Source organism: Geodermatophilus sp. DF01-2 (genome assembly GCF_004571065.1).
Classification (GTDB): Bacteria; Actinomycetota; Actinomycetes; order Mycobacteriales; family Geodermatophilaceae; genus Geodermatophilus.
On record NZ_SPQN01000057.1, the window covers coordinates 18,768 to 29,171 of the forward strand.

7 protein-coding genes are annotated in these 10,404 nt (G+C 75.5%); 4 read left to right on the forward strand and 3 right to left on the reverse strand.

Translation table 11 applies throughout. The annotated features are described in order from the left end of the window. Positions 1–12 precede the first annotated feature (12 nt). Entirely contained in the window at positions 13–1,263 is a 1,251-nt protein-coding gene (locus E4P41_RS14930) for a glycosyltransferase family 4 protein (RefSeq protein WP_135142061.1), read from the reverse strand. Between the two features lie 88 nt (positions 1,264–1,351). On the opposite strand from E4P41_RS14930, the gene E4P41_RS14935 reads away from it, so the two are divergent. Together E4P41_RS14935 and E4P41_RS14940 are read left to right on the forward strand one after the other, a co-directional pair. Next, entirely contained in the window at positions 1,352–1,645 is a 294-nt protein-coding gene (locus tag E4P41_RS14935) for a Dabb family protein (protein ID WP_135142062.1), read from the forward strand. A gap of 340 nt (positions 1,646–1,985) precedes the next feature. Continuing rightward, positions 1,986–3,059 (forward strand): DUF4192 domain-containing protein, encoded by a 1,074-nt coding sequence (locus E4P41_RS14940; protein ID WP_135142063.1) that lies wholly within the window; start codon positions 1,986–1,988, stop codon positions 3,057–3,059. Positions 3,060–3,220: 161 nt separating this feature from the next. On the opposite strand, the gene E4P41_RS14945 is transcribed toward E4P41_RS14940, so the two are convergent. Both E4P41_RS14945 and E4P41_RS14950 read right to left on the reverse strand, forming a co-directional pair. Continuing rightward, a complete protein-coding gene (locus E4P41_RS14945; protein WP_245177367.1) occupies positions 3,221–5,290 on the reverse strand; it encodes a S9 family peptidase in 2,070 nt (689 codons plus the stop codon). A gap of 98 nt (positions 5,291–5,388) precedes the next feature. After that, on the reverse strand, positions 5,389–6,096 hold the full coding sequence (locus E4P41_RS14950) for a metal-dependent transcriptional regulator (RefSeq protein WP_135142065.1): 708 nt from the start codon (positions 6,094–6,096) through the stop codon (positions 5,389–5,391). A 138-nt stretch (positions 6,097–6,234) separates the two neighbouring features. On the opposite strand from E4P41_RS14950, the gene E4P41_RS14955 reads away from it, so the two are divergent. Beyond that, positions 6,235–7,416 (forward strand): acetoin utilization protein AcuC, encoded by a 1,182-nt coding sequence (locus tag E4P41_RS14955; RefSeq protein WP_135142066.1) that lies wholly within the window; start codon positions 6,235–6,237, stop codon positions 7,414–7,416. Then, on the forward strand, positions 7,409–10,126 hold the full coding sequence (locus E4P41_RS14960; protein WP_135142067.1) for a bifunctional GNAT family N-acetyltransferase/acetate--CoA ligase family protein: 2,718 nt from the start codon (positions 7,409–7,411) through the stop codon (positions 10,124–10,126). Before E4P41_RS14955 ends, E4P41_RS14960 begins: the two co-directional genes overlap by 8 nt. Positions 10,127–10,404 lie beyond the last annotated feature (278 nt).

Genomic DNA, 10,404 nt, shown 5'->3' on the forward strand with positions numbered 1-10,404 from the left:
TCCGCGTCGTCGTCACAGCCGGCCCTTGCGCTCGAGCACCTCGCGGTACCACTCCGCCGTCCGTTCTGCGGTCGACCGCCAGGTGTAGGAGGCCAGCACCCGGCGCCGTCCGGCCCGGCCCAGCTGCTCGGCCAGCGACGGCGAGTCCAGGACCAGCTGCAGGGCGGCGGTCAGCTCGCCGACGTCCCCGGCGCGGACCCGCAGGCCGGCCTTGCTGCCCACCACCTCGGGCAGCGCCCCGGCGTCGGTGGTGACCAGCGCCGTGCCGCAGGCCATGGCCTCGACCGCCGGCAGCGAGAAGCCCTCGTACAACGACGGGATGGCCACGACCGCGGCGCTCTGCAGGAGTCGCACGAGGTCGGGCTCGGGCAGCGGGCCGGTGAAGCGGACGGCGTCCCGGAGCGCCAGCCGGTCCAGCGCCGCCTCGGCCGGGCCACCGGGCCGCGCGGTGCCGACGACGGTCAGCTGCACCGGCCGCTCGGTGCGCAGCTTGGCCACCGCCTCCAGTAGGTGCACCAGCCCCTTGAGCGGGACGTCGGCGCTGGTCGTGACCACGACCGAGTCCGCGGCGCGGGGCCGGTCCGGAGGTGGTGGGGTGAAGACGTCTGGGTCGATGCCCACCGGGATCACGCGGACGCCCGTGGCGGGGACGCCGAGGTGGGTCTCGATGTCGCGGCGGGAGTTCTCCGAGACGGTGGTGATGCCGTCCAGCCGCGGCGCGACGCGGGCCTGCATGGCGGTGAAGCCGTACCAGCGGCGCAGGGTGACCCGCCGGCGCAGCGACGGCGCGGCGGCGAGCTCGAGGCCGCGGTCGATGGCGACCGGGTGGTGCACCGTGGCGACGGTCGGCACGCCCGCGCGGACCAGCCGGAGCAGGCCGGAGCCCAGGCTCTGGTTGTCGTGGACGATGTCCAGGCCGTCGGCCCGGGGGAGCAGCAGCCGGGCCGCCCGCAGGCTGAAGGTCAGCGGCTCCGGAAAGCCGGCCGTGCACATGGTCGCCCACTCCAGGACGTCGATCCGGTCACGGAACTCCGACGGCCGCGGGGTCCGGAACGGGTCGGGCTCCCGGTACAGGTCCAGGCTCGGCACGCGGGTGAGCGGCACCCCGTCGTCCAGCTCGGGGTAGGGCTGGCCGCTGAACACGGTGACCGCATGACCGAGGGCGGCGAGCTCGCGGGAGAGGGCCCGGACGTACACGCCCTGTCCGCCGCCGTGCGGCTTGCTCCGGTAGGACAGCAGTGCGATGCGCAGCGGCCGTCCCATGGTCGGCGACTCTACGACCGCTTGTTACTGGCCGGTTCACCGGTGCCCGGGCCTCGCTGCCGCGGCGGGGCCTGACAGGATCGCGGCCGTGCTGCGCCACGTCGTCCTGTTCACCTGGTCCGACGACGCCGACGAGGAGTGCCGGGCCGCGGCCCTGGCCGCCCTGCGCCGGCTGCCCGACGAGGTGGGTGGGATGACGTCCTTCGCCGTCGGCCCGGACGCCGGGCTGCGGGAGGGCAACGCGCACACCGCCCTGGTGGCCGACTTCCCGGACGTCGCGGCGTGGCAGCGCTACGCGGACGACCCGGTGCACCTGCAGGTCATCGCCGAGCACGTGCGCCCGATCCTCGCCGCGCGCAGCGCCGTCCAGTACGAGCTCTGAGGCCACCCTGCAGGGGCCCCTCCGAGCGGGCGAGGAGGGGGGCAGGGTGGTCCTTCGACCTCCCCGCGCCTCGTAGGAGTACCCCGTCCTCCTCACCGTCCGCAGGCTCACGGTGAGCCTCCGGACGGGGCCGACCCGGGACGGGGCCGGCGGGATGCTGCAGGAGGGCCGCCGTGCGCCTGCCGCACCGTCCTGCGCGCCACGGGGCCCGGTCGCCGTCGCGGCGCAGGCGCCAGGCCCTGGACCGACGAGTCCCCGCCGGGCGTCCACAGGCGCCGGGTCGGTCCACAGATGTCCGTGCACCGGCCGCCCGGGGACGCCGGGTGGCGAGGGTCGGCGCATGGACGAGCCCCTGCGCCCCACGGTGCGCCTCACCGACTCCGCCGAGATCGCGGCCGCGCTGCCGTACCTGCTCGGGTTCCACCCGCGCGAGTCGGTCGTGCTGGTGGCCCTCGGCGGTCCGAGCGGCGGGCGGGTCGGCCTCACCGTCCGCGCCGACCTGCCGGCCCGGGCGCAGTCGGCCGCGGTCGTGTCCGCGCTGGCGAGGAGCGTCGCCACCGACGACCCGGCCGGTGTCGTGGTCGCAGTCGTGTCCGAGTCGCCCGACGACCGCGAGCCGCTGCCCGGCGGCGACTCCCTCGCCGGCCTGCCGCACCGCGACGTCGTGCACGACGCGGTCGTCGCGCTGGCCGGGCTCGACATCCCGGTGCGCGACACGCTGCTCGTGCGGGGCGGCCGGTGGTGGTCCTACGACTGCCCGCACCCGTGCTGCGAGCCGGGGGCCGGTGAGCCCCTGCCCGGTGGAGTCACCGCTCTGGCGGCGGCCTCGGTGGCCACCGGGCAGGTGGTGGCCCGCGACCGCGCGGCCCTGGAGGCCCGGGTCGCACCGCTCGACGGCCCGGCCCGGGCCGCGATGGAGGCGGTCACCTGGCGGGTGGTGGGCCGCCGTGCGCGGGCGGCGCGGGACGACCCGGACGCCGAGGCCCGCCGGTCCTGGGACGCCGTGCGAACGGCCGTGCGGCGTTGCCGGCCCGGGTCCGGTGGCCGGCCGACCGACCGGGAGGTGGCCGGCGTGCTGTGGGCACTGGCCGACGTCCGGGTGCGGGACCGCGCGCTCACCCTCGCCCTCGGGGACGACGCCGCCGGGGCCGAGATGCTGTGGGCCGAGTGCACCCGCCGCGGCCCGGCCCCGCTCGATGCCGCCCCGGCCACGCTGCTGGCGGTGAGCGCGTGGCTGCGCGGGGACGGCGCCATGGCCAACGTCGCGCTGGAGCGGGCACTGGACAGCCTGCCGACCTACCGGCTGGCCCGGCTCCTGGCCCGGGGGCTGGCGGCCTGCCTGCCCCCCGCCGAGCTGCGGGCCATGCTCGCCTCGATGGCCGCCGACCCCGACGAGGTCTGGGCCGTCGGGTGAGCCCGGTCGCGGCAGCCGGACGACGTGCGGCCCGCCCCGGCCCGCCCCGGCCCGCTCCCGGGTCCCACCCCGAGCCTGCGAAGGGTGGGGAGGACGGTCCTTCTTCACAGAATCCATGGCCCCTGCGGGCCGCCTCGAACGATGGGAATCGCCGATTTCCATTACAGCAGCTCGGGACGCCGCCACTCCTCACCGAGGACGTGCTCGGCCAGGAAGCCGAGCACCGTCTCGTACCAGACCTGGGCGTTCCCCGGCGTGAGCACCCAGTGGTTCTCGTCGGGGAAGTACAGGAACCGGGACGGAACGCCGCGCTTCTGCAGGTCGTACCAGAGCCGCAGCGCCTCCCCGATCGGCACCCGGTAGTCGCGGTCGCCGTGGATGACCAGCATCGGTGTCCGGATCGCGTCGGCGAAGCGGTGCGGCGAGTTCTGCTCGTAGCGCTTGGGCTCGCGCAGCGGGTCGCCCCACTCCTTCTCCCAGTAGTAGGCGGCGTCGGTGGTGCTGGTGAAGGAGTCGAGGTCCCACAGGCTGGCGTGGGTCACGATGGCCCGGAACCGGTCGGTCTGGGTGGCCACCCAGTTGGCCATGTAGCCGCCGAACGACCCGCCCATCGCCGCGGTGCGCGTCGCGTCGATCTCCGGCCGCTGCTCGGCGGCGTCCACCGCCGCCATGAGGTCGGTGTAGGGGGCCTCGCCCCACTCGCCCCAGCCGCGGCGGACGAAGTCCTGTCCGAACCCCTGGGAGAGCGCCGGATTGGGCAACAGGACGGCGTACCCGCGGGCGGCCATCACCCAGGGGCACCAGCGCCACGACCAGGAGTTCCAGCTCATCAGCGGGCCGCCGTGGATCCACAGCAGCAGCGGGGCCGGGTGCTCCGCCGACGCACCCTCGGGCAGCACCAGCCACGACTGCACCCGGGTCCCGTCGGCGGCGGTCGCCTCGATCTCGTGCAGGGTGCCGGGCAGCGCGGCGAGGGTGCCGGGGTTGGGCAGCGGCTCGGGGTGCTGGCCGGTCGCCTCCGGGTCCAGCCGCACCGGCGCCGGCGGCTCGTCGTAGGCCGAGCGCAGGGCGTAGAGGGCGCTGCCGTCCCGGGCCACCTGCAGGTTGCTGTAGGCCCCGTCGGTGGTCAGCCGTACCGGCTCGCCGCCGTCCACCGGAACGCGGAAGAGCGCGTGCCGGCCGTCGTCGTCGGCGAGGAAGTAGACCGCGCGTCCGTCGGCGCTGAACTGTGGCGCGGACGGCCAGCGGTCGAAGCCTGCGGTGAGCTCGCGGGCCGCCCCGCTGGCCACGTCGACGTGCAGGAGCGTGTAGTCGGGTGGCTCCTCGTAGGTCGACATCGCCTCCCGCACGCAGACGACGGCGGTCCCGTCGCAGGAGAAGCGCGGGGAGTGGACGTCGGCGAGCGGGTCGTCGACCAGCACGCGGGAGTCCCCGGTCGCGGTCTCCAGGAGGGTGAGCCGGTCCCGCCGGCCGGCCGGCCCGTCGGGCACCGCCTCCACGCGCACGAGGAGCCGGCCGTCGGGGGAGAGGTGGAGGTCCCCGCCGGCGCCGTCGGGCGGGACGGCGTCCGGGGTCAGGTCGCGCAGCTGCACCGCCGGAGGCTCCCCACCGGCCGGCGCGTCGGCGGGCAGGGCGCCGGCCCAGAACAGGTGCGGGGTGGCGGGGCCGAGGTCGGCGTCCCAGTGGCGCACCGGGTAGGCCTCGTGCAGGACCGCGGTGACCCCCGCCTCCTTGCGCCGCTTGCGGCGCCCGGCGTCGGCCTCGGCGTCGGCCGCGCCGGGCATGGCCGACGCCGTCACCACGACCTCGCCGGTGTCCGCGGCCACGGCCACGCCGCCGACGCCGCCGGGATGGGTGAGCACCGGCCGGGCCTCACCGCCGTCGGGGGGCAGGCTCCACAGGGACGGCTTCGGCTCCTCCCCGTCGGACTTGGCTGCAGGGTCGGGCCGGGCGGCGGTGAACAGCAGCGAGCCGTCGGGCGCCCACACCGGTGCGGACTCGCCCGGTGCACCGCGGGTCAGCCGGCGGGCGGGACGCCGTCCCTCCGGGTCGACCTCCCACAGCGCGGACTGCCACTTCGTCCTCTCGGGGTCGAGCGTCTGCACCGCGACCGCCAGCCGGCGGCCGTCAGGCGACAGCGCGAGGCCCGCGACCCGCGGGATCGCGACGAAGGCGGCCAGGTCGGCGAAGGGAGAGGACGGGCTGGCGGGGACGTCGGGGGGCTCGCTCACCCGGCCCACCGTAGGAGCCGGACCGGCTCCGGCCCGATGGCCCCCTTGCAGAGGCCCGCCGCGAGCCTGCGGGGGGCGGGGAGCAAGGGGGTCCGCTTTCAGAGCTGGGGAGCAGCCGGGGCCGGGGTCAGCTCCTCGTCGAGAGCGCTGACGAACACGTGCTGGGCCACGCCGGCGGGCAGCATGTTCCCGTCGATGCTGATCGATCCGGCGGTCAGCTGCGCGACGCCCGTCGTGCCCGGCCGCACGCCCTGCTCGGCGAGCGTGCGCAGGAGCTCGGCGTCCTCCTGCAGTTGCTCGCTGATCCGCTTGATCTCCACCCGGCGTCCCTCGGGCGTGGCCGTGGTCGACAGCAGCGTCAGCGAGTCCTGCACCGCGGAGGTCTCCCCGCCCAGGGCGTCGAGGCCCGGGATCGGGTTGCCGAAGGGGGACACCGTCGGGTTGCCGAGGAGGGTGAGCAGCTTGCGTTCCACGGCCTCGCTCATGACGTGCTCCCAGCGGCACGCCTCCTCGTGGACGTCGGCGTAGTCCAGGCCGATGACGTCGACCAGCAGGCACTCCGCCAGCCGGTGCTTGCGCATGACCGCCGTGGCCAGCTTCCGGCCGGACTCGGACAGCTGCAGGTGCCGGTCGCCCTCGACCGTCAGCAGGCCGTCGCGCTCCATCCGGGCGACCGTCTGGCTCACCGTCGGGCCGCTCTGGTGCAGCCGCTCGGCGATGCGGGCGCGGAGGGGGACGATCCCCTCCTCCTCCAGCTCGAAGATCGTCCGGAGGTACATCTCGGTGGTGTCGATGAGGTCGTTCACAGCTCTCCTCCGTGTCGCCCTGATGGTACGGCGAGAGGGTGCCTGCGACCGCGCACGCGGCGGGCCGTCGTCGGCACGGCGCCGAGGCCCCGGCGGTAGCGTCGCCTGCGACAACGTCGTCAGCGACAGGAGTGCCCCGTGAGTGACTCGGTCGCGGTCGTCTGGGACGACGCGCTGCTCGGCTACACGATGGGCGGCGACCACCCGCTGCACCCGGTCCGGCTGGATCTCACGATGCGGCTGGCCGACTCCCTGGGCGTGCTGGCCTCGGACCGGCTGGAGGTGCTGCGGCCCACGCCGGCCGACGTCGACCTCCTGACGCTGGTGCACGACCCCGCCTACCTCGAGGCGGTCAAGCGCGCACCGGCCGACCCGGAGGTCGGCCACGGCCTGGGGACGCCGGACAACCCGATCTTCGAAGGCGTCTACGACGCCGCCGCGCTGATCACCGGCGGCAGCGTGCTCGCCGCCCAGCAGGTGCACACCGGCCGGGCGCAGCACGCGGTGAACATCTCCGGCGGGCTGCACCACGCGATGCGGGACCGCGCGTCGGGGTTCTGCGTCTTCAACGACGTGGCCGTGGCGATCCGGTGGCTGCTGGACCAGGGCCACCAGCGGATCGCCTACGTCGACCTCGACGTCCACCACGGCGACGGCGTGCAGACGGCCTTCTACGACGACCCGCGGGTCCTGACGGTGAGCATCCACCAGACGCCGCTGACCCTCTTCCCCGGCACCGGGTTCCCCGAGGAGACCGGCGACCCCGACACGGCCCTGGGCAGCGCGGTCAACCTCGCGCTGCCCAACGGCACCGACGACTCCGGCTGGCTGCGCGCCTTCTCCGCGGTCGTGCCCAGCGTGCTGCGGGCGTTCCGGCCGGAGATCCTGGTGACCCAGTGCGGCTGCGACGCCCACCACGAGGATCCGCTGGCCGACCTCGGGCTGACCATCGACGGGCAGCGGGCGAGCTACCGGGCGGTCCACGACCTCGCCCACGAGCTCTGCGACGGCCGGTGGATCGCTCTGGGCGGCGGCGGGTACGGCCTGGTGCGCTGCGTGCCCCGGGCCTGGACGCACCTCATCGCCGAGGCCGCCGGCGCTCGGCTGGACCCGGCCACGGAGATCCCCGAGTCCTGGCGGGAGGACGTCCTGCGGCGCGGGCTGCGGGCCCGGCCGCCCACGCACATGACCGAGGGCGGCTACACCGGCTTCGCGGCCTGGGACCCGTTCACCGAGTCCCGCGTCGACCGCGCGATCGCCCGCACCCGCCACGCCTCGTTCCCCTACTTCGGCCTGGACCCGGACGACCCACGTGACTGAGCAGAACACCCAGAAGGCGACCCTCCCGCGGGACAGCACTCCGCCCCATCCGCCGGCGCACTGGGAGGCCGACATCATCGCCGCCGACGGCGGCACGGTTCACCTGCGCCCCATCTGCCCGGAGGACGCCGAGGGTCTGGTCGGGCTGATGGACCGCAGCTCCGACCAGACCCGCTACTACCGGTTCTTCGGCCCGGTGAGGCGGCTGTCCGAGAGGGACCTGCACCGCTTCACCCACGTGGACCACGACGCCCGGGTGGCCTTCGTCCTGGTGCTCGGCGACCAGGTGGTCGGCGTCGGCCGCTACGACCGCTACCCCGGCACGGACGACGCCGAGGTGGCCTTCCTCGTCGAGGACGCACACCAGGGTCGGGGGCTGGGCTCGGTGCTGCTCGAGCACCTCGCCGCCGCGGCGCGGGAGCGGGGCATCCAGCGCTTCGTCGCCGAGGTGCTGGCGCAGAACAACCGGATGGTGCGGGTCTTCCTCGACGCCGGCTACACCCCCGAGCGCGCCTACGAGGAGGGCGTCGTCCACCTCACCTTCCCGATCGCGCCGACCGAGACCGCCCTGCAGGTCGCCTACGAGCGGGAGCAGCGCAGCGAGTCCCGGTCGATCGCGCGGCTGCTCACCCCGTCGTCGGTGGCCGTGGTCGGGGCCAGCAACGACGAGGGCAAGATCGGCAACGCCGTCCTGCGGCACCTGCTCGACTACGGCCTCCGCGGCCCGATCTACCCGGTCAACCCGGGCACCCGGCACGTGTGCGGGGTACCGGCCTACGCCGGCATCGAGGACATCCCCGACGACGTCGACCTCGCCGTCCTCGCGGTGCCGTCCGACGAGGTGGCCGGCGTCGTCGAGGCGTGCCGGCGCAAGCGGGTCCGCGGGCTGGTGGTGATCTCCGGCGGGTTCGGCGAGTCCGGGCCGGAGGGTCGGATGGCCGAGCGGCGGCTGGTCGCCGCCGCCCGCGCCTCGGGTATGCGGGTGGTCGGCCCCAACTGTCTGGGCATCGTCAACACCGACCCGGCGGTGCGGCTCAACGCCAGCCTGGCGCCGCGGGTCCCCGGCCGCGGGCGGGTGGGCTTCTTCGCGCAGTCCGGAGCGCTCGGCTCGGCGCTGCTGGAGCAGGCGCGCAGCCGCAACATCGGCCTGTCCAGCTTCGTGTCCGCCGGCAACCGCGCCGACGTCAGCGGCAACGACCTGCTGCAGTACTGGGCCACCGACCCGGGCACCGAGGTGGTGCTGCTGCACCTGGAGAGCTTCGGCAACCCGCGCAAGTTCGCCCGGCTCGCCCGCCGGGTGGGCCGCACCAAGCCGGTGGTCGCGGTGAAGAGCGGCCGGCACGTGCGGATGACCGAAGGGCTGGCCGGCACCTCGGTGGCGGTGCCCGAGGAGTCGGTGGCGGCCCTCTTCGCCTCCGCCGGCGTCATCCGGGTGGAGACCCTGGCGCAGCTCTTCGACGTCGGCACCCTGCTGGCGCACCAGCCGCTGCCGGCCGGCGAACGGATCGCCGTGGTGGGCAACTCCACCGCGATGGGGGTGCTCGTCGCCGACGCCGTCCTCGAGCAGGGGCTGCACCTGGCCCGCGAGGCGCCCACCGACATCGGTGCCGGCGGTTCGGCCGAGGAGTTCCGGGTCGCACTGCAGGAGGCGGTCGACGACGAGGGCGTCGACGCCGTCGTCGCCGTGTTCCTGCCGCCGCTGAGTCGCGGGTCGGAGGAGTTCGGCCGAGCCCTGCGCGAGGTGGCCTCCGGTGCGGACAAGCCGATCGTCGCCACGTTCCTCTCGGCCGAGGGCATCCCGCCGGAGGTCGCCGTCCCGGGGGAGGACGGGACGCCGGCCCGCGGCTCGGTCCCGTCCTTCTCCACGCCGGAGCGGGCGGTGATCGCGCTGGCCAAGGTGGCGCAGTACGCCCGCTGGCGACGCCGCCCGGTCGGTGGGCTGCCGGAGCTCGAGGGCGTCGACGAGCGGGCCGCCCGGGACGTCGTCCTGCGGGCGCTGGCCTCGGTTCCCGACGGGCGCGTGCTGACCGACGACGAGGTGATCGCGCTGCTGGCCGCGTACGGCATCCCGCTGCTGGGCACCCGCACCATTCCCGACGCGGAGGCGGCGGTCGCCGCGGCCGAGGAGATCGGCTACCCGGTCGTGCTCAAGTCGACGGCCCCGTGGCTGCGGCACCGGTCCGACCTCGGCGGGGTCCGGCTCGACCTCGCCGACGCCGACGCGGTGCGCACGGCCTTCGCGGCGATCCCCGCGGGCGACCCGGTGGTCGTGCAGGAGATGGCCGCCCCCGGGGTGGCCACGGTCGTGGAGGTCGTCGACGACCCGTCCTTCGGGGCGCTGGTCAGCTTCGGCCTCGGCGGCGTGGCCACCGACCTGCTCGGCGACCGGGCCTACCGCACGCTGCCGCTGACCGACCTGGACGCCGCGGAGCTGGTCCGCGCCCCGCGGGCGTGGCCGCTGCTCGACGGCTACCGCGGCTCGGAGCCGGTCGATGTCGCGGCGCTGGAGGACCTGCTGCTGCGGGTGGCCCGGCTGGCCGACGACCTGCCCGAGGTGCTGCGACTCGCCTTGGAGCCGGTGATCGTCGGCCCGGCCAACCCCTGGCACGGCGGGCGGTCGCTGGTCGTCGCCGGCGCCGCCGCCCGGGTCGGTCCGCCGACCGCCCGGATCGACCCCGGCCCCCGCCGCATGCGCGTGCCCGGAGTCTGAGGGCGATGACATCGCGGTCCTCCGGACCGCACCGCGGCCACGTGCCCTCCCCCCGGCTGCGCGGAGCCGCGCCCCTCTGCGACTCGACGGCGTGCCCAGGGTCTTCCCGTCCGTCGCTCCGTCACGGGGTCGCCGCGCGGGAACCCGATGATCAGCTCAGTCTTCCTGTCCCTATCGGTGACGCCTGGCAGGCGTGAAAATGTGGCCGGGTCGCCCGCCGACGTCGGTCTCCCGCCTGGGACACGATCCCGTAGCTCAGTCTGACGCTGGGGCCTGGA